We start from the raw sequence: 24,005 nt of genomic DNA, 5'->3' as shown, positions 1-24,005 counted from the left end.
TGCGTTCGTTCAGCAAATATTACCAAATCTAAATCCAAAACTTGAGTTACTTCCTTCCTATGCTGTGATACTCAAATCCGAGAGCCTTCATGTCGCTTGGAACATAGATGTTTCTTCCGTCAACAACCAAAGGCGTGTTCATAGATTTCTTCACAACTCCCCAGCTTGGCAGACGGAATTGTTTCCATTCAGTAAGCACCAACAATGCATCGGCATCAAGAACGGCATCATACATATCTGTAGCGTAAACTACAGCATCACCTACCCTACGCTGACATTCCTCCATGGCAACAGGATCGAAGACACAAATATTAGCACCTGCCTGTTTCAACAACTCAATAGTTACAAGCGAGGTTGCCTCTCGCATATCGTCTGTCTCTGCCTTGAAGGAAAGTCCCCACATTGCTATTTTCTTTCCTCTCAACTTGCCTTGATAGTAATTGTTCAGTTTATTGAAAACAACTTCTTTCTGCGATGCGTTCACAGCCTCTACCGCCTTTAGCACTTTCATGTCGTAACCATTCTTCTCGGCTGTCTTTATCAGTGCTTTCACATCTTTTGGAAAACAACTCCCTCCATATCCACAACCTGGATACAAGAATTTATTTCCAATGCGTGTATCAGCACCTATTCCTTTGCGAACCATATTGACATCGGCACCAATCAGCTCACATAAGTTGGCGATATCGTTCATAAAGCTGATACGAGTGGCGAGCATTGAATTGGCTGCGTATTTAATCATCTCCGCCGAAGGTATGTCTGTAAAGATGACACGAAAATTATTCATCATAAATGGACGATACAACTTCACCAACAGTTCTTTGGCTCTTTCGCTTTCCACTCCTACGACGACGCGGTCAGGACTCATGAAGTCCTTGATGGCTGCTCCCTCTTTCAGAAACTCGGGGTTGCTTGCCACATCAAAGGGTATATCCACACCACGTTTGTCAAGTTCTTCCTGTATAGCGGCCTTGACTTTCTTAGCAGTTCCGACAGGAACGGTAGACTTGGTCACCAACACTGTATATTTGTTGATATTGGCTCCAACAGTATGCGCCACTTGCAACACATAATGAAGATCGGCACTTCCATCTTCGTCGGGAGGTGTGCCTACGGCAGAAAAAACGACCTCCACATCTTCCAATACAGATGTTAAATCTGTGGTGAAATGTAGTCTTCCTTCTTTTACATTTCTCTGCACCATTTCATCCAAGCCCGGTTCGTAAATGGGTACAATGCCCTTCAAAAGCATGTCTACTTTCTTTTGATCTACATCTACGCAGGTTACGTTGGCACCCATTTCTGCAAAACAGGTTCCACTAACCAAACCTACATATCCTGTTCCTACTATTGCTATGTTCATGTTGTGAGTTTTTAAGTTGATGAGTTGGTAAGTTATTAAGTTATTAAGTTGACAAGTTGACAAGTTAACGAGTTGACAAATTGACAAGTTGACAAGTTGATAAGTTGACGAATTAATCTCTCAATGGGTTCTGATCTGATTGATACCATTCCACAAACTTGCCAATTCCTTCGTGCAAACTAACATGCGGCTGATAACCTAACTCTGTCTGCAGTCGTGTGGTGTCTGCATTGGTCTGATACACATCCCCTGGCTGCATAGGCAAATATATTTTTTCGGCTTTCTTACCCAAAGCCTGCTCTATCTCCGCAATGAAATCCATGAGTTTTACGGGATGCGAACAGCCTATGTTATAAATTTTATAAGGCACATGGTGAGGACAGTCCTCTGCGTTCAAAGTAGAATCTATCACTCGTATCGTTCCATTGACTATATCATCAATGTAGGTAAAGTCGCGTATCATGTCGCCATGGTTGAACACCTTGATAGGTTCTCCCTTGGATATGGCGTTGGCAAACAACATTGGCGACATATCGGGACGTCCCCAAGGGCCGTAAACGGTAAAATACCTAAGTCCCGTTACACTGAATCCGTACAATTTGCCATACGCATGAGCCATCAGCTCGTTAGACTTCTTACTGGCGGCATACATGCTCACTGGTGAGTCAACCTTGTCGTCCTCATGATATGGCACATGTTCGTTAAGCCCGTACACTGAACTCGAAGAGGCAAAAACCAAATGGCTTACTTCATGGTTTCTACAACACTCCAACACATTCAGGAATCCAATAAGATTGCTGTGCAGGTAGGCAAAGGGATTTTGTATGGAATATCTCACCCCTGCTTGAGCCGCCAGGTTCATCACCTTATCGAAGTGATAACGCAAGAACAGTTGTTCCATCGCTTCCTTGTCTGCAATATCCATGCGCACAAACAAGCAGTTCTCAAATTTTGAACTCTGTACGATATTCTGATGCCAAGAAACGTCATATTCATTGAAACCACACATTTGCAGACGCCCATACTTCATGCGGACATCATAATAATCGTTGATGCAATCAACGCCCACAACAAAGTCACCTCGCTGTGCAAGTTCATACATTAGCTTCGAGCCAATGAAACCTGCCGCACCCGTTATAAGAATTTTCATATCTTGATAGGTTATGGGCGGTTCTATAAATTACCGCCGTAAAGTTTTTACATGTTAGTCTTTTTACATTTTGTCATCTTGCGGTCTCTTTTTGGTTCAATTTACTTGTTCTTTCAGTCGTATAGCTCGCTATACTCCTTCACTCACAAGTAAATTGAACCAAAAATAGCTCCGCAATCTGTCAAAGCTAATTTATAGAACCGCCCTTATTTGACTATATTTTCTATTATCTGCATCCATTGTGCAGCTATGTTTTCTATTCGGAATTGTTCTCTCATCTTCCTGCTGTTCTGCCCAAATTGTTGGAGCAGAGACTCGTTGTCTAACAAGCTATCCAGACTCTCTGCCATTTGGTCAATGTCCCCACATGGCACTACATATCCATTTTCGCCCTCATGAACCAGTTCTTTAACTCCCGACACCCGTGTCGTCACGATAGGCAGCCCCACGCACACAGCCTCTATCATGGCATTACTCATACCTTCTGAGTCGCTGCTCAGCGCAAAGACAGCACTTTCTCGGAGTCGTTCTACCACTTCCGCTGTCTTACCTGGCAGCATTATTCGCTTCGACAATCCTGGCACCATGTCTTCCATCTCATTAATATAATTGGTAAGCCGTCCTCGTTCGGGCCCCTCTCCATAGATGACCAGTCTCCAAGCTTGATGCTTGGCGGCTATCTTGGCAAACGCTCCTATCAATACTTCATGCCGTTTTTGTGGATAGAGACGTGCCACAGAGATGATGGCCTTGGTTTTATGCACCTTTGTACTATCCACCTCTTTAAGGGCTTCTTCCCTTACGGGATTGAAAACAATATGAGTTTTTTTACGTATCCAATGCGGAAAGTAATCCTTAATGGCTTGTGTTTGTACCACAAAGACATTTGTAAAGGGCAAGACAAAGACTTTTAGCAATCGACGCACCAACGGTTGTGTGCGTGGGTCTATCCTCTCCGAGGATATGATGGGCGTATGCGTTCCAAGCAATGCCAATATGGTAAACAGGTAGACACCTTCTGTAAAGGCAATCACGACATCGGGCTTTTCCTCGCAAACATGGTTTCTAAGCCAAGCCCTTCGTCTGTTCATACCTTGTAGGTTCTCTACAAATCTTACATTACTGTCTTCTTCTGTAACTTGTTCATCCGTGCCCTTGGCAGACTTTTCGTTTGCGGTCATTACAACCTTCACTCGCTTGTTCACCTTATAATAATAGTCACTGTACCGCAAACATACTATCTCCACCTGATGACCTCTATCTACAAAGTCGCCAGAGAGCAGACTTACCACACGTTCTGCACCACCACTGCCCAAAGAAGCTAAAGTAAATATAATTTTCATTGACTTGCTTTTTTCATTGACTGACAAATATGGTCAACGATGATTTGTGAAAACAATACCGCACCTTGACAATTAAGGTGTGTATAGTCATAGAATAATGTTGGATGTTTTAAGAAACGTTAGTCATCTTGCAAATCCAACAAGTCTACACCATGCCGTGCTGCATAATTTCTTATCCAGCGCTCAAACTCGCTGCGCTTGGTGACAACCAACGATGGCGAAACACTGAAGATAATTTTTATTCCTCTCTGTTTACATTTGTTGACTATTTCGTCTAAATACCGTAAGTTGACGCTGTCTACACGGAACTGTTCATACGGCATGTGCTTTACTCTGAATTGGTTGGATGAAACAACATCCAAAGGTCGATAGCCGTCTGTCGTGCTTTCACCATGTTGCAAATACGCATGCAACAACCACTGCCAACTATTGTTGCATTGGTACAAATTTGAACACAGCTTTATTTTTTGCACGCTTGTCGCTCTCTCATTGATGATATGGTGAACAACTGGCGACATATTATAAAAAATGTTCATCTCGCCTATCGATCCATTCCATTCATCGCTCAACATAGATGGTCCCAAATCCAAGCATACTATTTTGGGCTTGCATCGCTGGAGAAACGAGTAAAACACCATGGCACTGTATTGAATGTTTTTACCATCAAAGCCTGCATTGTAGACAGACATACGCAGACTGTCACGCAGCAATCGGGTGTCATAATGGTGATTTGCGGTTGACGGTCCCAAAACAAGGACATCTGCTTTTCGATGAAAGAGGGCTTGCACACTGTTAGTTTGGTTGACACCTACATCGGGTACATTTAGTATAACCTTTCTTGTAATGCCACCGACGCAAATATCTGACAAAACAACTAACAACAAAAACAGAGAGCCAATGAATACCTTCTTCATAAAACCGTGTCTTTAGAACTGGAAATAAATAAACTTCGCTCCCTCTAACTCACCTGTATAAATAATATACACCAGTAACAATGCCATGCTCACCGTTTGTAAATAAGGATTAGAAGCATGCAAAAAATGCACGTTCCATCCCTCTTCGTCTTTCAACTCCTTGAAAAACAAAATGCAGATTGGCAAGACGGCAGTGAGTGCCCAACTAAAAAACAAGCCACCAGAGGCATTCACACGCAATAGCATGCCCCAGAATTGGTCTAACGAATTTGCCCTGAACAGCATCCAGCCTAAAGTCATCAAAAAGAATGTGAGGGCTATACGACTATATTTTACAATAAACGGTGGTATGCCAACAGCCCTTGTACTTATTCGTCCTACATGCTTAGTCCAAATTCTTTTCATGAAGACCAATATGCCATGATACAATCCCCAAAAAATAAATGTCCAATTGGCACCATGCCACAAACCACTCACGGCAAACACCGCCAACGTATTCCTGCCCGTCTTTACTTCGGAACACCTACTGCCTCCCAAAGGGATGTAGATATAATCCTTGAACCAAGACATCAAACTCATGTGCCATCTGCGCCAAACTTCACCTACATTAGTGGAAAAATAGGGACGCAGAAAGTTCTCGGGAACTTTAACGCCTAATATCTTAGCAACCCCTATAGCCATCTCGGAATAACCACAGAAGTCGGCATATATCTGAAAAGAATATAGAAAAGCGGCAACGACTATCGTCAATCCAGAGTGAAAGCCATAATTGTTGAACACGGCATCAGTATAGGGTGCAACTTTGTCAGCAATGCACATCTTCAAGAACATTCCCCAAAGTATGCGTTTAAGTCCCTCAATCAAGTTTGCATCACACCATTTTCGTCTCTCTTCGAGCTGCGGAACAGTGTCTATAGCCCTGTCTATAGGTCCCGACATAATAGTTGGGAAAAAAGACACCCACGCTGCAAACGTCACCATGTTGTCTACAGGCATCATCTTGCCCTTGTAGACATCAACGAGATAGGATATCAGCTTAAACGTGAAAAATGAAATTCCTACTGGCACGAGTATTTTGAGCGTCATGGAATGAAACGGCACGCCTATACTTGTAAAAGCCGCAGCTACTTGCGTTAACAGAAAATTGGCATACTTGAAATATGCCAAAAGTCCAACACCCAATGACACCCCTATGCCACACCATAACGAAGAGCTTTTACCTTTTGCTACACCATGTCCCAAAACATAATAAACAAGGGTTACAACAGCCAACAGTACTGCCATGCCCACATGAATGTATCCATAGAAGAAATAGGATGCGCCAAGAAGACACAAATTCTGCCACTGACTTTTTCGCCCCGCAACGGGATAGTACAACAGCAACACGGTTATAAAGAATAACCAAAAAATGAAAGAATTTACTAACATGATTCTAATAAAAATGCTATCATACGTTTATAAGTAGTTTTCGCAACGGGCAAATATTCTTTTCGCAACAGATAGATATTTTTATTTGCAACGGATGAACACGGAAATTCACTGATTTTATATTATTCCGTGTCAGTCTGTGATACTCCGATGCTACGCACACAGTATAACAACGGGCAAGCACGGGGTTAATTCTCCTCAGCATTCTCGTGCTTCAGAACATCGTACAGGTAAAAAAGGTAACCTACAGATTTAAGAAGGTAGCACCACCAAGGAAGCCGTGACTTCTTGCCATGATAACAAACAAGATATCTCCAAAAGCTAATGGCATCAAGCACATGCCGTTGCACACCAAAGCGTTCATCACATATCTGATGTGAATAATACAGCATGGTTCCTTGTGGCGACTGACGATGTAGCTGTCGAAGATGATGTGATAATCCGTCCTCTAAATACTGGCAAATATAAATGTTGGCATTAAAATGTCTCAACAAATACGTTTTGGCTATCTCATTAAACACCACATCCTCGGTAACGAACTTCTCGCCAATAAATTCTGGAAAAGGATACTTACGCAGTACATTCGTCTTGAAAGCTTCGGCAATATCGCCACGCATTTTATGTTTCTGCCGAAATGTTACACTGTCAGCATCCAATACATCGGTAGTGAATCGTTTACAAATTCGTTCGCCATGAGGGTATGCCCGCATACCTGCAACACCAGCAAACCTGCTGTTGTCTTTTATTTGCTGATAATAGATAACCAACAAGGCAAGGCTGTCGGTGGGAAGGTAGTCATCACTATCAACGATAAAGAACAACTCACCATGTGCCAGCTCTACTCCACGATTGATTGCTCTGTGCTTGCCACCATTCGCCTGATAATAATACCGTATCGTTATCTTCTGCTCCTGTGCCCACTGCTGTACCAATCTTTTTGTATCGTCTATACTGCCGTCGTCAATAACCAGCCATTCAAAATCTGTGTAGGTCTGATGTATTAAACTCTCATACAATCTTGGCAATGAATAAGCACGATTATATGTGGAAGTAAAAACTGTAACAAGGGGCATGTTGTAAAAAGCAAGTACTTAAAAGCACATCAACTTATTTTTGCAACGGACAAGCACGAGCACAAAGATTTATTTTATTCTGTGACAGTCCGTGATACTCCGATGCTACACACACATTATTGTAAGAGATTGTTTTTTTCAGCGGACAAGCATGGATGTATGCGGTTTATTTTTATATCCGTATCAGAATTTACTACAACAAATTCACCTATTTATTATATATTACGAAGTAAGTTTTAAGAATGCTTTTTCAACTTCTTCCAACCCATATTTTATAGGATAACTTTTATCTAAAGGTATCCAGCTTCCAATTTCCAAATCCGCCTTATGTGGCTCAATATGATTATAACCAGACCCATGAAAAAACGTAATTTCTCCAAAATACACTTTTCCATCTACATTATACAAATCTACTCTACAGTGTGGAAATGGCTTTGAAAGAATTTTTGCACATTCTATCATATAATCAAAATTCTTAGGCTTTTGAATTGAATCATCAAGAAAGTTATCACGTGTTTCTTTTATTTCAAGCAAATTAAATCGCATATCATACACATCTCTATAATAATGCTCTGAATGTCCTCCGTCTTTGTCACAAGCGCCAATATCCAAGAATAAAAGTCTTGGAACGCCTGCGAAACACATAAACTTATAATCCAAAAGAGAACTTCCGTCAAGAGGTCTTAAGATTTTTTCAATTACGATTTGAGGCTTTATATACTTATAATTATATTCAAAACCATAATAATAAAAGTTATTACGAAGTAAAGGTCTAAATATTTTTTTTATTTTTTCTTTATCGAAATTATCTTTCGTACAAATTATATTCCCACCTGAAAGATGATTGCACTTCAAAAAGAATTCATTCGGTAGCTTTTCTATGTCTATATCATCTACACTTGTAAAACTCGCATAACACTCATTTAAGATATCGCGTAAGCCACATTTCTCAACATATTTTCTTACCAAATATTTATCCGTACAAATGGTCATAAGGGGATTGAAATAATGAAGTTTCAACCACCAAATTTTCTCGTCAAACGTTTGTGGCTTGTCAATACTTAATTTCTTATGATATAGGACATAATATTTAATATATGCATATATTTTTTTGGGTATAAGAAAAGCTCTCATACGGAAATAACAACGCTTTAAGTTGTTATAAAATAACGTCTCTTTTATTTTCATTCTAAATCTATTTAAATGCTCTGTTATAATTATATACTCTTTTATTAGAAATGTGTGTTATCAATAAAATTGTTGCGTGATTAAATAAAAAACCTATATATGCTTTAAGTAGTTAGGCTACGAGAAATAATTGGCGGAAAGATTCCACCATATTCTCCGCTACCGCAGTATTGTTTTTTACGGCCTTAATTCCCTCACCGATAGAAACAAAGTCGCCTAAGATGTGAATTCGTATCATAAGATATTATATAGTGTCTTTCTAAAAATGTTTAACTACTTTTTTTCAACAATTCCTCCCATCTTTTTATCGTCTTATCCATTGTATAATATTTAGAACGTTCAATGGCAGCTTCTTGAACTTTTTGTCGATAAACATCATCATCTATCATTTTTTTGATTGCTAAAGCTAATGCATCCACATCGTTTGGAACACAAATTAACCCTTCAGAATCATTACGAATAATCTCCCGTTGCCGCCCTTTGAAATCGCAAGCCACACAAGCACATCCCTGAGACATAGCTTCAATGAGAACCAATCCAAAGCCTTCGTATCTACTACTTAAAACAAAGATAGCCGATTGCTTGTATCTATCAACAATATTTTTTTTATATCCCAAGAATTTTACTTGATTTTCAACTTCTGATTTCCGAACAATATCCTGCAACAACTCTAAATCTTCTTTTTTCCCTTCTCCAGCAATTTCCAAAATCCAATCAGGATATTGTTTGGCTATTGTTCCCCAAGCCTTTAACAAGATGTCAAAACCTTTTACAAACCAGGCTTCAAGTCTTCCAGCTGCCAAGATTGTTTTCTCTTTAATGGGGACATCATTAACAGGCTCTAAAAAAAGAGGATTGGGCATAACAACCACATTTGTTAATCGGTTCCCAATAACCTGTTTGTCAGCTTTTGTTAGTATAGTCACGCAATCATATAATTTATTTAAACGAAATTTAGAGAACCGTTCTATCCTATTTAGTTCGGCATCATTTGGTCGGTCAAAGGCATAATGCTCCGTCATGATAACAGGAATGCTCAATCCTATCGTAGCCAATTTTGCAACCAAGCTGCATGTTTCCATAATACCAATAATTACATCTGGTCGATAAGTTTTGGCGTATTTACGAATATTTGGCAACGTACTTGCCCACTTATCAATTTTAGAAGATATACTTGAAAATAAAGGCAAGAGCTGTACACTACTCTCAACTTCATACGTTGACTCTTCAAAAGTATTAGATATGAGATATACGCTATGAGAAACGGACAAGCCATTAGCGAGCATTACGCCCACACGCTCGGCACCCCCATACGACAATCTGCTACAGACAATAAATATCTTCATGAGTTTATTTTTCGAAACAAGAAAAAGATGCCTATAATTGCTGCAATATCTGTTCACCTCTCATCATTATCATGGCACTGCTATACTTATCATGGAAGAAATAGATAAACACGACTCCACAAGCCAGTAAAAAAATCGTGCGCCATTTCTTTGAAAGAGATTTCGCCATAAGTGGGAGCATAAAGATTTCCAGGGTGGCAAACATGGTTGAGGTGCGGCCAGAAAGAGCAGTATAGTTGCAGAAGATGATTAGAAACAATGTAGAATAAAAATAGCCCGTGCGGAATATGCCATAATACGATGAACAGCACCGTAACCTATCTTCCATAAATGTAAACATCAACAAAATGAAAACTTGAAAATAAATCATAGGATTTGCAAGTCCTTTCGCATCATCCACATACATTCCCTCTGTATAAGTAGAATATTGCAAGTCTTCACTATACGCCTCAACAAAATTGGCAATTGAAGAGAACATTACCTGAGAAACAATAAAAGCCAGAACCAATCCAATAACGATGTGGCTCTTTTTCAATTTTAACAGACAAAGGAAATAAAGTGGTAACCCGATAATAGCCATATGATGGAATTGGTAAGCCACAAAAACCAACAAGAGGTAGTGCCACATCTTTCGTTCTTTGATAAGGTATATTCCAAGCAAAACCAACAATATTGCTAACGAAGAACGCATCTGTATAAAATCACGATTAAGCAAAAAGCGACCTATATAGACACAAAGTCCTATCAAAGGAAACACAGAATATCTTTGTAGATTCTTATACAATAAAAACATAGATAATCCACCCATGACGTACAAATAAAATCGATTATCATCAACTATTACCTTGACACATGATGCCAAAAACCAATATCCCGATTCGGCATAGCCAAATGGTTTAGCATTGAAAGAGAAATCCCATGGCAGTGGCGCCATATCAAAAGCTATCTGATACACCAACTCATCTGGCCATGCCGTCCGAACACCAATGGCGTATGTAAGTACACACAGAGCCAGAATCAGAACCTTATGCTGGTATTTTACTTTATTCTGAATAACCAGTACAAAGCAAAATAAATAAAATAAAGCAAAAAGAACAACCATCACGACAAAAGTTTATGCTTGAAATGAATAAGAGCAGATACTATTTTTATGGTAGGTTGATAAAAACCAAGCATCGAGACATACAAAAGTATCTTTTCAAAAAGAGAATATGGCGAAGTCCAAATAATATTTTTGTACCTATAAAATATTTTATGAAATTCTGCTGAAGTAAATACTTCTTTGCCAAAAATGAAGGCTCTTGAAACCATGGCAGCAGACTTACGTTGATAAGCATGCTCCTCAACACCAGTTCCTTGTAAAAGAATTGCGTAGAGTTCTCTTAATTGCAGATCTTTGTGAAGTGAATTCTTGTCATAGTGTTTGGAAAGCGTTCCTTGCGCAGAATCTTTGACATAATGATAAAAAGCTTTGGGTAAATAATCCACTTTGATATCATTCGTAAGAAGTGAACAAATAACATATTCATCTTCACAAAAAGACACTTCATTTGGAAACGAAATATTATATTTACGATAGCATGCTGTCCTAATGAGTTTATTACAACAAGATCCCATAAGATGATCAAATATTTCTTTAAGTACAACCCTACTTTCCAATGATGACGGTTTCTGCCTAATATAGCTCTGCTTAACAGGACTATTAATATAGAAATCACAAATCACCATATCTGCATCATGTCTTTTGGCACACCTATAAAGTTCTTGTAACATCTCTGGTTCTACCCAATCATCAGGATCCACATGTATGGAATACTCACCTTTTGCACGTTCTATACCGCATTGTCGTGCGGCAGAAACACCCTTGTTGGATTGATGAACAACCTTTACCCGCTTGTCCGTGCGTACATATTCATCACAAATATATCTTGAATTATCAGTACTCCCGTCATCTATCAGGATAACCTCAAACTCGGTAAGAGTCTGACCTAACACACTATCCAAAGCCTTACATAGTGTTTTCTCTGCCTGATATATAGGAATAATAACAGAGACTAAAGGGGTTGTTAGTTGATCCATTTGTCAATAAATTCAATTGAATGTGACCTATAAGCCTTCAACTTTTCAAAAACACTTTCATAGTTTGTTATTTTATGAGGAATTCCAATTTGAGGTTTTATAAGACTGATAATTCTGCTCTCTAAACCTAATTTAGTTAATAAATTATTTGTCCGACTATCTTGATCCACATTGATACAATAGAAATCTTTCTTGAACAATATTGAAAAGACTTGAAGATGAAAAGAACCTCCACAGACGTATTTGGCATTTTTTACTAAATTAAGAAATTCACAAGGTCCAACTGCGGGAAAATTCTTAATGTTAGCAAATTTCCGCAAATCATGAGGATAATATGCCCGTTCTGTATAAACAGGTATACTTAGTTTCTCAGCCAAGTTATTTACTATAACAAAATACTCTTTAGGCAAACCCACAGGAGTATAAAAAAATATATACTCCCCTTTTATCAAAGGTTCATCTTGTATAAGTTTTTCATACTCATGAGCTGACAGCAATAGTGTTGGATCACATACAACATCAACATCTGAAGCTATATTATTGTCCTGCAAGAATTTCCTTGCTCGTTCTTCCCTCACAGAAATTGCTTTAAAACCTTTTAGAAAGTTCCGAATTACATCAACGTTATTATTCTCTGGCGTTTGCCCAAACGAAGGTCCATAAGCCACCTTTTCGACACTGCTTGGCAAGAAACCTGCAAAATAAGCCTCACCTGAATCTGATGCATTGCTATTCCATATTTGATCACTGCCTACAACAACAATGTCATAATTAAAATGTGCCTGTTTCAACTCATCAATAGAATTATATTCAGAAGAGGAGACACGAAGATCATGTGAAAGAAATTCATCAAATAGATACCATTTTTTTGTTAGCTCTTTGATAGATGATGGGTAAAGCAACAATCTCTTTAAACTAGACAATAAAGAATATTTTGAGTGGACATCAAATGGTTTATAATAAATTTGCTTTTGAAAATGAGACCTATAATTTATAAATTCAACATCATGCCCTTTCATTTGAAGGAATGTTTGCAGAGCATACGCCTGAAGCATTGATCCATAATTAAATGACGCATGAAATGTTATGATTCCTACTTTTGACATTTGTTTTTAATAAAATTAAAAATACCTCTACAAAAACACTTTAACACGAAAACAAAACTCAATCCATATGAAGAAGAATTAGTCAGCCAAAACCTTGTCTGTTTTAAAGGACTAATAGAAATACCATACACAATATCTCTTGCAAACATTTGTTGAAAATGTTCGTCTAATTCGTTCCTTAATAAACAAAGAATTTTTCTATCTTCTTCATTATCTGGAACCTTACTAAAAAAGTTTTCAAACCATTTTCGTTGTAGCGTTAGAGCCCGAACCTTTCCTGCTATGTTATCAACTTTTCTACTTATACTGTATCTATTAGTTCTATATTGAAAGCCCACCTGACGAGTATTTGCGATTCCCGCTTTTTCACCACCTTGATATGCTGATATGGCATCCGATCCCCAAGCAAACGGTAAATTATAAAAGCCACCACGTTTCCTTAAAGCGTCAGCGCGATAACAATAATTACCTATAAGCATACTTCCTCCGTGCCAACGGTTATAAATCATTTCATAGACCGTTTCACGTTCGGGACGGGTATCATAAACAACATAAGTTTGCGAATGTTCATCGATTAATTCTGTTCTGGAATAATAAACATCCAACATGGGATATTTTTCAATCAACTCAAAAAGATCGCTGAGACAGTTAGGTCTTAATCGATCGTCGTCACCCATGCAAATAACGTATTCACCATGAGCATATTCCAAACATTTGTTCCAATTTTCAACCACATGCTCTGCACCAAATCCTACTTCGTTTCTAAAATATCTCAGTCTCTTATCATCAAACTTGCAAAGAATGCTATCAATATCTTCTGGTGAATTATCATTAACAACTATTATCTCAAAATCATCGAACGTTTGGGCAATAATACTTTCAATACACTCCTGCAAATAAGCTGCTTTAAATGCTGGTATAGTTACGCTAAATTTCATTATGTATAATTTCTTTCTTTATATGGAGATTCCCATTAAAAAATGAAATGGGCAGAATAACACCAACAATAGAATAGAATAGCCATAGAAAACTATTATTTGCATCAATAGTTGGGAATGAAGAGAGTTGTTCTATTTCTAAACCGTTCATATAAATATACAATAAAGTTACTATCTTAAAAGATAGAAAATGTAGAGCCAAAATTATATACGTTTTTTCACCAATGATATATAATAAAAGAGGTGGATTCAGCTTATTTATTCGCTTAGAGAAATAGAAAGAAAAAGTTATTCCAGAAATAGATAACAAGATATAAACTGGTAAATCATGTAATTGACAAAACATTGATATGCTTTTACCCCAAATAGCCACAAGTATCAATGTAATAAATGCTATTAGATTAATTCCACCATGATAAAAATAATGAGGAAACTTTTTTATATAGTTGCCAATTATATAATAAAAACAGCCCATAAAAATAATAGAAGTATTTCCAAATATTGGTAAATTAATATCGTAGTTTTTAGATACAAGCATGCCTATAATGATAAATAACCAGATGTAGAATTCGTTAAAACTCAATTTATATCTAAGGAACTCTAAAGAAGATACTAGAATAGATGATAAGAACAGGGTTTTCAAAAACCAAAACCCACCTAATAATGGCTCATGCTTATCCATTGTGAATAGGATTAAAACTGCTCGTTTTACAATTTGTATAAAATCATACTTTTCAAAAGCTATACCGTCATATCCCCAAAGCTGATTATAAATATTTAATTCAAAAAATAAATTGTGTGCTATTAAAAACAATAAAGACCATTTCACATAAGGCATATATAAGCCAGAAACTCTTTTTTTTATAAACGTTAACAAGTCTACTCTATTTTTAATGATTCCGAAAAAATATCCACTACAAGCAAAGAACAAAGGCATATGAAAATAGTAAATGAATCTATGTAAAAAGACAGGACATCCACTATGACCAATAACCATTAGTATAATTCCTAATGCCTTTACAAGAGTTAAATAATTTTTTCTAACGGTGAGCATCAAGGTAAAAATTTACATTTAACACTTTTCAAAGCATTTAATATTGGTTTTTCGATCCACATAATCCGTCCCATATCTATAACAGAACAAATACTAAATACACCTAATGCAGAAATAAATGCATGTAGATATAATGAATCCGCATGATAGAACTCAGGAGTTTTAAGAAGATCATTCCATATAAAATGTCTCATTGCATCGCCACTTGTATGTATTAAGAAAACACCAAATACAGTAGCTGCTATTTTATTAATCGCTTTACTGTATCCTACGTTTATGTTCTTAAAGAAACAAAACAATAAAACTGACATCGTTACAGCGAATACTTTATTAGAATCGCTTACAAAATAATAAATATCCCATTGAATGATTTGATGTTTCTGTAATCCAAAATAAAACATTGTCAAAATACTGGCTACAACCAACAGGTAGTTTATCACTAAAATAACAACTACTTTCTTTTGATTAGTCATCCATTCCTGGGGATATAATCGTATCCAACTTCCAATCAAATAAACTGTTATATACCACCCAAGATATTCGTACACATGCGTAACTAAGAAAGTAGGAATAAGTGTAAAAATTATAAGAAGAATAATCAAAAGGAAAGAATGCTGCTTCTTTGTCATCTGATTGATACACATATTAATATATGGTATTAATAAATAAAGAGCTATGAAACTTCCTGTAAATCCATGCCCTATATCTCTTGGCAATATCAACACAGACTTAGATAATTCAATAAAGTTAAAGTTGGTCACACCACATAATGATAAGACCAAATAAATACCTATACTATAAAACTCTACTTCTAAAACAAGCTTCAAAAATTTAAACCACGAAAAAGACTGCCTGCACATGAAATAGCCAGTAATCAAAATGAAACAATTGATACCACATTTACCTCCCCAACCCCATAATTCCAAAAATATTGTATTTGCAGAAATTTCATCGTATCTGAACAAATCTGTAATCCCACTGTTTACAACATAATGGTGAGATATAATCATCAACATCAAGAATATGCGAAACAATTCAATATTAGAATCTCTCTTTTTGATAGCCATAAAATATGAATGTTTTTCCCTAAATCAGAATCACCTTCTATATATTACATTTCTAAACTCTAAAACTTCATCCTTTGCCAACAGCAATGCTCCAAAAGCATAGGAAATGACTCCTATCAAAATACCAATTAACAAGTTGATGAAATTATTGTCAAATAATCTCACTGAATAGAAAACTATTCCAGCCATAAGGAACGAATTTAAGAGTATTGGTAAGAGGTCTCTCAGTTGTACTACAAAACCTACATTTATCATTTTCCCTGTATAATATGTATTAATGAAAAGACTTATCAGAGAAGAAATTACTGATGCCAAACACATTCCTATCACACCAAATGAAATTGCACAGAACAAAACCACAACAGTAATGAACCTCTTAATTATATCTATTTTTAGGAAAATATCAGTACGACCTTTTACCTGAAGAAGATTGAGATTTATCGCATGAATAGGATACCACATCATACCAAAACAGATAATCTGTAAGTAAATGATAGACTGCGACCATTTAGCTGTCAACAATACTAAAATTAAAGGCTTTGCAACAGCGGCTAACCCAACCATCAATGGGAAAATGATAAAAGCCGTCATTTTGAGAAGTTTTCTATAATTTGCTGACAATCTCTCTTCGTCATCTTGAATCTGACTCAAGACAGGGAAAGTTACACGCTGGATAACACCTGTAAGAGTTTCAGACGGTAGCTTAGCTAAAGTTTCTGCACGAGTATAAAATCCAAGACTTGAAGCTGAAAAGAATTTACCTATTAGTATAGGATATAGATTTCTAAAGATAACATCAAGAATACCTGTTGCCAACAACTTAGATCCGAAACCAAATAAATACTTAAACGAATTATACGAAAAAACAAGAGTTGGATACCAATCTGTCATCAGCCAAAACAAAAATGCGGATATTAAACTTGCTAATATGTGCATACCTACCAAAGCCCAAACGCCATACCCACAATACGCAAGAAATATACCAAATGCTCCAGATATCACATTAGAAATAAGACTTATTTTCGTAGTTTTCTTAAAATCAACCTTTTTATTGATAAGGGTAATCTGCACAATAACAAAAGCGTTAATTATCATACAAACTGCCTCTGCGCGAAGAAGCGAAGTTAATATAGGTCTATGATAAAACGATGCAATCAATGGCGCGAGAAGAAACAGAACCAAATAAAAAAATAATGAAACGACAACATTAAATATAAACGCTGTGGAACAATCGTGGTCTGTCATGTCCTGCTTACGAATCAATGCATTTCCAAAACCGCTATCAATAAAAGAACGAGAAATGGCCAAAAACACATTTATCATTGCCAAAAGACCGTAATCATCTGGCGATAGCAACCTTGCTAAAATAATACCAATAATAAAAGAAACTCCCAAATTAGAGAAATTATCAACAACACTCCAAAGAAGTCCTTTTATTGTCTTTTGTTTTAATTCTGAAGCCATTAATAAAACTTTGAAATGATGTGTAATTTCTTTAACACTCTAACTATAAAATGCTCTATTGAACAGGGAATTTGGTATAAACGCAAATAAGGAAAATCTGTATATAGCTTGTGCAAATTTGACTTATCAAATAAAAAGCCTTTCACAATATTGTACTCAATGATTCTATTTCTTCTCCATGAACGTTTGAAGCCTTCACCTTTCAAAAAACATTGTGCAAAATAAAGCCTTACTTGCGAAAGTTTTTTATTAACTTCGCTTTTATGCGAAGTAATTAAACTTCCTGGAGTCTGTCTATAATTTCCCATAATCTCTGGAAAATATTTTATTTTACTATGAATAGACGCAGCAAGAAATAATCCATAATCGTAAAAAGGAACAGGATTGTTGATATATGTATTTCTCATTCGTATGTCTGAACGAAAACAGACCGTCAAGGTCATAATAAAGTTTCGATAAATCAACTGATGAAAAATATCTCCACTTTTAGAGTGTTTCCTAAGAAATTCATAATAAGGTCGAACAATAGGAACACTGTTCTCATTTACATTATTAAATTCTGTATAGACTAAACTTACTTCAGGATGACCCTCTAAATAATCTACCTGTTTTTGAAGTTTCAAGGGATCTGTCCAATAATCATCACCTTCACAAATAGCAATATATTTAGCATCCGTACTACGAACAGCATTCAACATAATTCTGGAAAGACTTTCATCATGCTTGGAATATTGATTTTGTGTTTCATAAATAGCATGTATAATATTAGGATAACGCTGTTCATATTCCCTTATAATTGATGCTGAGTTGTCTGTTGACGCATCATCGTGTACGATAGCGACAAAACGAAAGTTTGTCTTTTGCATGATAAAACCTTCAAGACATTGTCTTATATACGGCTCATGATTAAAAACCATACACTCTATGGCAACCACTATACGACTATTGTCTTTCATCCCCATAACAACAAAAATTCAAGATTTTACATATAAGAGGTTTCAAACAACTTCTTTGCATTGCGCATTTCTTCAAAAACATGGTTGGAGACACAAGGTAATGCAAATTCCTGATTTGTTTTTTCATTCATTACCATGCACGATATTATTTTATCTGCTTCAAAATAAGCAAGCACAGAATTCTCTTTCCACATCTTGTCATGAGTACCTCCCCAAAACCCTGTACGCCCCTTTACTTCTATATGCTGCATAAAATCTATAAACATCTGCTTACCTAAATTAAAATCCTTCAGAGAGAAAACATGCCTTGTTATTGCACCAATCTTGTGATCTGATTGATAAATCAGATATGTACTTCTATCATTATTCGTAATACTTTCTGTTATTTGATTGGATGTCATTTTCTTTTCAACTATCCACGACTCATCAGTGGTATTTGTAAAAAGAGGAAGATTTTGTTCACTTTGTTTGCATAAAAAATAAACTCCAGAAAAAGATTCATTTTTGTCTTTTAGTGACTGCACACCTTGAAATGTGTTAAGTGCTACTTTGATAATCGCTGCCAAATAGTCTATTCCTGAGCTTAAATATGTCAATACTTGCGAAATATAACCTCCGCCACCCCTTGGATTGACTTCAATTACAAATATCTCACTCCCTGCATATTTCATCTCTATATGAGAGGCGCCATTCGTAAATCCTATAACGGTTAAAATAGCAGGTACAATCTTTTTTATTCTACAACTTAAGTCTTTAGGCAAATCTGCAGGTTGATGATGCCCAGTCTCTGCAAAATGAGGTGGCATACAAGCATCCTTATCCGTAATCTGCACAATTTCATGTTGTCCGTGAAATGAGATGGTTTCTACCGAAATTTCCTTTCCATCAACAAACTCTTCAATCAAGATATCATTGCAATCTACTTTTTTTGCATAATCAATAGCCTTGCGAAAATTCTTCGGGGAATCAACATAAGTTATGCCATATTTTGAACTTCCTACACATGGTTTTACTACACATGGATAAATTTGCAAGTCATTTCCTTGGTATTTGTAATAACGGGGCTGGCTCAATCCTTCTACTGTATCAAGGCATCGCCTTATGTAATACTTATCCCGCAAGGAATGAAAAACATGATAAGGAGTGCCATTCAACCCCAAAATATCTGAAACCTTGGCTTGAACCTCTGCAGTTATGTCCGATCCGTTTGACACAACTCCTTGTATACCTTGTTCTTTACAAATACCGATGATACGCTCTGTATCGAAAATATCGATAGGATAGAAATGGTCTACGATTGTTTTACATACGGCATCCTTATCCCAAGCAAAACAAAAAGTTTCCATTCCCAACTCTCTCGCCTTTAAGCACAACGAATATTGACCTTTTGAGGCTCCTATAACAGCTAATTTCATACTAATTCAAAACTTGATAACATTTCCCTAATTTGTTCTGGAGTATTAAACATCATGATATCTATCATTGAAAGTCCACCCACAAACTCACCACTTAACTGCTTGTATTTCGTGATTGTAGGTTCCAAAAAAAATAAATTCAAACCTTTTTCATGAAATTTTTGTTTTTCGTAAAGTTCTTTTCCGCCAATTGCATTAATATATGTATCAGCTTTTAACTCTCTACAAATTGCTAAGATTTTATCTTGTCCTTTCAAAAAAATATCTTTGTCTAATTTGGATGACAAAATAAGCTCTGTTTTTATTTCTAAATAGTCAACAACCTTCTTAATACTATTGGCAACAAACAAAGCAAGGTTATCTTTTGGATACGCATAAATTTCATGAAGCAAGGCATTTACTTGTTTAAAATACGGTGCCTTAGAATACGCCATTATTATAGTTTTATCAAACTTTTCGAAATCGTCAGCAATCGCTATTTCATTAATCAGTTTATTTTGACTTGCATTGTGCAAAGAGATGGTAAATAACTTTTTATTGCCATTCACTAAAATATTATTACGATTAATCCAACCCTTTTTTATGTAATTGACATCATCAAAAATCACATATTTATCTACAGCTTTTATTAACTGCCAATACCCTATGTAAGGCATAAAATAAGGCTGCATAATTCCCAATTTCATTTTCTTCCCTGTTTAATATAACACAAAAAGAGGAATATTAAGTAGATATTATTTTACTTATAAAAAAAGGATGCCAGTAATTGACTATATTTACAAATCCTGATAATATCCTATTAATATTCCAATCAACAATCTCACTTCAAAATTTTATTATTTCTTTCAAATTATTTTAATCACCTGAATGACCTTATTACATTCTTCTTGAGTCAAAGCGTGATGCATGGGCAGACATATTACGGTGTTGGCCAATTTAATAGCTTCTGGTAAATTATCTATTCGCGCACTCTCTAAAGCACGATAAGTAGAAAAGGTACTTATTAGTGGATAGAAATAGCGACGTCCTAATATATTGTGTGCTTTTAATTTGTTATAAAGTTCATCACGTGTCATGCCATACTGTTGTGCATTAACAAAAATAGGGAAATAGGAATAGTTGTGCTTCACGCCTGGCATGTCTTTCCAAAATGTTATTCCTGGTACATCTCGTAGGGCATTACGATAAGTAAGGGCAACCTTCTTTCTCGCATTAATGGCATCATCAACCTGCTGAAGATTTAGTAATCCATACGCTGAACGTATTTCATCCATCTTGCTATTGATTCCTGGAGCAACAACTTCTGTCTCTCCTGCAAAGCCAAAGTTTTTGAGATAATCAATCCGTTTTTTCATCTTTTCATCGTGCATCACTAAAGCTCCTCCTTCAACAGTGTTAAAAACTTTAGTGGCATGAAAACTTAACGTACTCATATCGCCAGCATTCAGAATACTCTTTCCGTTTACTTCCACTCCAAAAGCATGAGCAGCATCATAGATAACACGCAGTCCATACTTGTCTGCTATCATCTGAATGTCATCAACATTGCAAGGCTTTCCATAGACATGAACAGGTAAAATTGCTGTTGTTCGCGGAGTTATGGCTGCCTCTATTTTATTTGGGTCAAGATTACCTGTATAAGGATCTACATCTACAAACACAGGCTTGATACCATTCCACCACAAAGCATGAGTGGTAGCTACAAAGCTATACGGAGTTGTAATTACCTCTCCAGTAATATGTAATGCCTGTAATGCGGTTATTAGCGGTAAGGTACCATTGGTAAATAAACTAATATATGGTACTTTTAGATACTCACACAACGCTGCTTCGAGTTTCTTATGAAAAGAGCCGTTGTTGGTTATCCACTTACTGTCCCAGATTTCCTTTAACAATCCATGAAAATCATCAAGGTCTGGGAGCAACGGTGACGTGACGGTAATTATATTTTTATCCATATTATAGTACTGTAATTTCTTAAGATAGAGAGTATTATAATGATTAAAGTATTTTTAACACCCTTACCACGGTTCAAACCCTGTTGGTTTTACGGCTTCCACATATTTGTTTATCTCTTCCAAATCAATGACTGCAGAATCCTCAATCTCTCCGTCCTCTTTCATATCTTCGTATTCCCATACACCGCCACTGTCTTCTTCGGGACAGGCTCCCTTACCTTTGATGCAGGTGGCATGGTCAGAATACTCGTCGAATACCTTCTCAAGAGTGATGTCGTGAATCCAGTCATCGCCGAAATCATAGACATAGCAAAGTTTCTTTACGATGCCTCCGTCACCGAACAACTCTCCTAGTGTGAACTTTCGGGCATCATAGTCGGGTCGACACCAATCCTCTTTATTCTCCTCTGCAATATACAGCGACTGACTGTATGGCTTATCTCCAAAACAATACAGATGTTCGTTCCACCAACCGAATGCTTCTTGAATCACGGCGTGGAATCCTGAGAAAGTGAAGTTGGCAGGTACCAACACGCGCCGCCATACGGGTGGATTGGTGATGCCTCTCAATTTAATCTTGAACTGATAGGTTATCTTTGCTTTCGTATTTGATTTCATGATGTTATCTGACTTAAGGCTTGTTCTATAAATCGTCACCTATTATTATAAGAGAGAGATACTAACTGTAGAAAATAGCCTATGTCTTATTCCCAACAATGATCGTCCCAAGAAGAGTCTTCGTCTTCAAACTCAAAAAGTTTGGAGTGCGCACCACCAGCATCACCCTCATTAGGGCTTCCTGTAGTATCTACATTACCTTCTTTGTTTACTCCTGACTTGCCCGATTCTTCTAACAGATGAATTGTGCTATCGACGCATAAAACATCTATATGTGGAGTTATATAAATTTGACGCACGACAATATCTTATTTACTTACACATATCTTCTTTCCATTCTTGAAATAAATACCTGGTGGCAGAGGTCGACTATCATCCACTATCATTCCCTGTATGTTGTAAATACGAGAGTTATGTGATTTCAATTCAGGAAGAATATCCATGATAGCGGTGGTTTCGTCATCAAACCGTATGGCGTATTTACCATTTGATAATGTGTTTGAATTTTTGTTTATTCTAAAGAATGCACGCATACCATTCATTCTGTTATGCGATGAAGAGGGTTTATACAGTTTGTCACCATTTCCAAGAAATAGTTCTGTACCGTCTGTTTGTAGCTCCGTGGGGTTAAAAGCACCCACTAAAGAGAAAGCTCCCGTTGGATCGCTCACTACAGTAGGTTCAGCATTGGTGTAAATGACATTTGTAAAAATAGGACTCTCTACTGTCTTTGCAGGTTTTAATAGATAGGGAACACCTGCTTTTATTTCCTTTGCTTCTGCAAAAATCATCGTACCATTCGCATCTACATTCCCCTTAAAAGTTCTTAATCTATGGGTATTTCCGAATAGTTCCTGCACCTGACTCTCCTCCACATCGAACGGCAAACAAATAGTATTCCAATAGTCTTTGGAGAAAATACGCTGCACTTGATATGAATAAATCTCTCCAGATTTGATGTGTTGGCTTTGTAGCTCGTGCTGATCGGATAAAACGGAAGCAACTTCTATAAAATATAAAAATAGAGCCCCTTTTTCATAATTGTCCCCTTTCATTTCAACCTTAAGAGTTCCACTATTTATTTTACCCTTCGTGATAAGAAAATTACTTAGGTCATCATTTGAATTACCTTTCTCTCTCTTGAAACTATGTGTATCACTAAAATTGCCTTTATTTGAACTGAGAGTCATACCTACTGTGTAAATTCCTCGTTTATCTGCTATATTGGTGGACACTCTTACTAAATCCACATTCTTAAACTGTGTTGTGGTTTCTAAACAAATAATTTGAGATTTTTTGTCTGTTGTCCCCACATGCAGGCAATCCGCAGTGCTATGAGCAAGCGCTCCATCTACTGTCAATTTCCATTGATGACCATAAGATTTATCAGCTGCGTAAAATGTTTGCGGAATACGATTTCTATTACTATACACGCAATTTTTGAACAACTCTTTAAAATAAAACCTTTGTGCATGAGTTTCTACAGTCCCAAGAAATAACAGCATAAAACATAATAGCCAAAGAGTTAAATATGTTTTCATAAGT

The 24,005-nt window shown here is 36.7% G+C and carries 23 protein-coding genes; all 23 read right to left on the bottom strand.

Annotated elements, in window-relative coordinates:
• Positions 1–46 precede the first annotated feature (46 nt).
• Complete coding sequence (locus BN35_RS06955; RefSeq protein WP_025072202.1) at positions 47–1,363, bottom strand: UDP-glucose dehydrogenase family protein; 1,317 nt, start codon at positions 1,361–1,363, stop codon at positions 47–49.
• A 112-nt stretch (positions 1,364–1,475) separates the two neighbouring features.
• Entirely contained in the window at positions 1,476–2,513 is a 1,038-nt protein-coding gene (locus tag BN35_RS06950; RefSeq protein ID WP_025072203.1) for an NAD-dependent epimerase/dehydratase family protein, read from the bottom strand.
• 206 nt (positions 2,514–2,719) lie between these two features.
• Complete coding sequence (locus BN35_RS06945) at positions 2,720–3,856, bottom strand: glycosyltransferase (RefSeq protein ID WP_028901021.1); 1,137 nt, start codon at positions 3,854–3,856, stop codon at positions 2,720–2,722.
• A gap of 119 nt (positions 3,857–3,975) precedes the next feature.
• Positions 3,976–4,770, bottom strand: coding sequence for a hypothetical protein (locus BN35_RS06940; RefSeq protein WP_025072207.1), 795 nt, complete (start codon positions 4,768–4,770; stop codon positions 3,976–3,978).
• 12 nt (positions 4,771–4,782) lie between these two features.
• Entirely contained in the window at positions 4,783–6,198 is a 1,416-nt protein-coding gene (locus tag BN35_RS06935; RefSeq protein ID WP_025072208.1) for an MBOAT family O-acyltransferase, read from the bottom strand.
• Positions 6,199–6,386: 188 nt separating this feature from the next.
• Positions 6,387–7,271, bottom strand: coding sequence for a glycosyltransferase family 2 protein (locus BN35_RS06930; RefSeq protein WP_025072209.1), 885 nt, complete (start codon positions 7,269–7,271; stop codon positions 6,387–6,389).
• Between the two features lie 222 nt (positions 7,272–7,493).
• Positions 7,494–8,459 carry an ATP-grasp fold amidoligase family protein gene (locus tag BN35_RS06925; RefSeq protein WP_028901020.1) on the bottom strand — a complete coding sequence of 322 codons (966 nt, stop codon included), beginning with the start codon at positions 8,457–8,459 and terminating at the stop codon, positions 7,494–7,496.
• A 112-nt stretch (positions 8,460–8,571) separates the two neighbouring features.
• Positions 8,572–8,697 (bottom strand): hypothetical protein, encoded by a 126-nt coding sequence (locus BN35_RS14125; RefSeq protein ID WP_257009486.1) that lies wholly within the window; start codon positions 8,695–8,697, stop codon positions 8,572–8,574.
• A gap of 31 nt (positions 8,698–8,728) precedes the next feature.
• Positions 8,729–9,805 (bottom strand): glycosyltransferase family 4 protein, encoded by a 1,077-nt coding sequence (locus BN35_RS06920; protein WP_025072211.1) that lies wholly within the window; start codon positions 9,803–9,805, stop codon positions 8,729–8,731.
• Between the two features lie 31 nt (positions 9,806–9,836).
• Positions 9,837–10,907, bottom strand: coding sequence for an EpsG family protein (locus BN35_RS06915; RefSeq protein WP_036893354.1), 1,071 nt, complete (start codon positions 10,905–10,907; stop codon positions 9,837–9,839).
• On the bottom strand, positions 10,907–11,884 hold the full coding sequence (locus BN35_RS06910) for a glycosyltransferase family 2 protein (protein ID WP_025072212.1): 978 nt from the start codon (positions 11,882–11,884) through the stop codon (positions 10,907–10,909). Before BN35_RS06910 ends, BN35_RS06915 begins: the two co-directional genes overlap by 1 nt.
• A complete protein-coding gene (locus BN35_RS06905; RefSeq protein ID WP_025072213.1) occupies positions 11,872–12,990 on the bottom strand; it encodes a polysaccharide pyruvyl transferase family protein in 1,119 nt (372 codons plus the stop codon). The genes BN35_RS06910 and BN35_RS06905 overlap by 13 nt, the downstream gene beginning before the upstream one ends.
• Positions 12,978–13,928 (bottom strand): glycosyltransferase family 2 protein, encoded by a 951-nt coding sequence (locus BN35_RS06900; protein ID WP_025072214.1) that lies wholly within the window; start codon positions 13,926–13,928, stop codon positions 12,978–12,980. The genes BN35_RS06905 and BN35_RS06900 overlap by 13 nt, the downstream gene beginning before the upstream one ends.
• On the bottom strand, positions 13,918–14,982 hold the full coding sequence (locus BN35_RS12810) for an acyltransferase family protein (RefSeq protein WP_025072215.1): 1,065 nt from the start codon (positions 14,980–14,982) through the stop codon (positions 13,918–13,920). Before BN35_RS12810 ends, BN35_RS06900 begins: the two co-directional genes overlap by 11 nt.
• The gene (locus BN35_RS06890) at positions 14,982–16,049 is read right to left on the bottom strand and encodes an acyltransferase family protein (protein ID WP_036893352.1); all 1,068 of its coding nucleotides are present in this window, start codon (positions 16,047–16,049) and stop codon (positions 14,982–14,984) included. The genes BN35_RS12810 and BN35_RS06890 overlap by 1 nt, the downstream gene beginning before the upstream one ends.
• Before the next feature lie 30 nt (positions 16,050–16,079).
• Positions 16,080–17,513, bottom strand: a complete 1,434-nt coding sequence (locus tag BN35_RS06885) for a lipopolysaccharide biosynthesis protein (RefSeq protein ID WP_025072216.1) — start codon at positions 17,511–17,513, stop codon at positions 16,080–16,082.
• The gene (locus BN35_RS06880; RefSeq protein ID WP_051275183.1) at positions 17,513–18,475 is read right to left on the bottom strand and encodes a glycosyltransferase; all 963 of its coding nucleotides are present in this window, start codon (positions 18,473–18,475) and stop codon (positions 17,513–17,515) included. The genes BN35_RS06885 and BN35_RS06880 overlap by 1 nt, the downstream gene beginning before the upstream one ends.
• A 20-nt stretch (positions 18,476–18,495) precedes the next feature.
• Positions 18,496–19,884: an ATP-grasp domain-containing protein gene (locus tag BN35_RS06875; protein ID WP_025072218.1), complete on the bottom strand. Its 1,389-nt coding sequence runs from the start codon at positions 19,882–19,884 to the stop codon at positions 18,496–18,498.
• Positions 19,881–20,570 carry a WbqC family protein gene (locus BN35_RS06870; protein ID WP_025072219.1) on the bottom strand — a complete coding sequence of 230 codons (690 nt, stop codon included), beginning with the start codon at positions 20,568–20,570 and terminating at the stop codon, positions 19,881–19,883. Before BN35_RS06870 ends, BN35_RS06875 begins: the two co-directional genes overlap by 4 nt.
• Before the next feature lie 159 nt (positions 20,571–20,729).
• A complete protein-coding gene (locus tag BN35_RS06865; RefSeq protein ID WP_025072220.1) occupies positions 20,730–21,842 on the bottom strand; it encodes a DegT/DnrJ/EryC1/StrS family aminotransferase in 1,113 nt (370 codons plus the stop codon).
• Positions 21,843–21,905: 63 nt separating this feature from the next.
• Positions 21,906–22,460, bottom strand: a complete 555-nt coding sequence (locus tag BN35_RS06860) for a plasmid pRiA4b ORF-3 family protein (RefSeq protein ID WP_081411432.1) — start codon at positions 22,458–22,460, stop codon at positions 21,906–21,908.
• Between the two features lie 86 nt (positions 22,461–22,546).
• Positions 22,547–22,759 carry a hypothetical protein gene (locus BN35_RS06855; RefSeq protein ID WP_025072222.1) on the bottom strand — a complete coding sequence of 71 codons (213 nt, stop codon included), beginning with the start codon at positions 22,757–22,759 and terminating at the stop codon, positions 22,547–22,549.
• Between the two features lie 9 nt (positions 22,760–22,768).
• Entirely contained in the window at positions 22,769–24,001 is a 1,233-nt protein-coding gene (locus tag BN35_RS06850) for a hypothetical protein (protein WP_025072223.1), read from the bottom strand.
• Between the last annotated feature and the right edge of the window lie 4 nt (positions 24,002–24,005).

It is taken from the genome of Hoylesella timonensis 4401737 = DSM 22865 = JCM 15640 (assembly GCF_000455445.1).
Classification (GTDB): domain Bacteria; phylum Bacteroidota; class Bacteroidia; order Bacteroidales; family Bacteroidaceae; genus Prevotella; species Prevotella timonensis.
The sequence above is the reverse complement of the archived record's forward strand: the minus strand, read 5'-3'. Positions and strand labels throughout refer to the sequence as shown.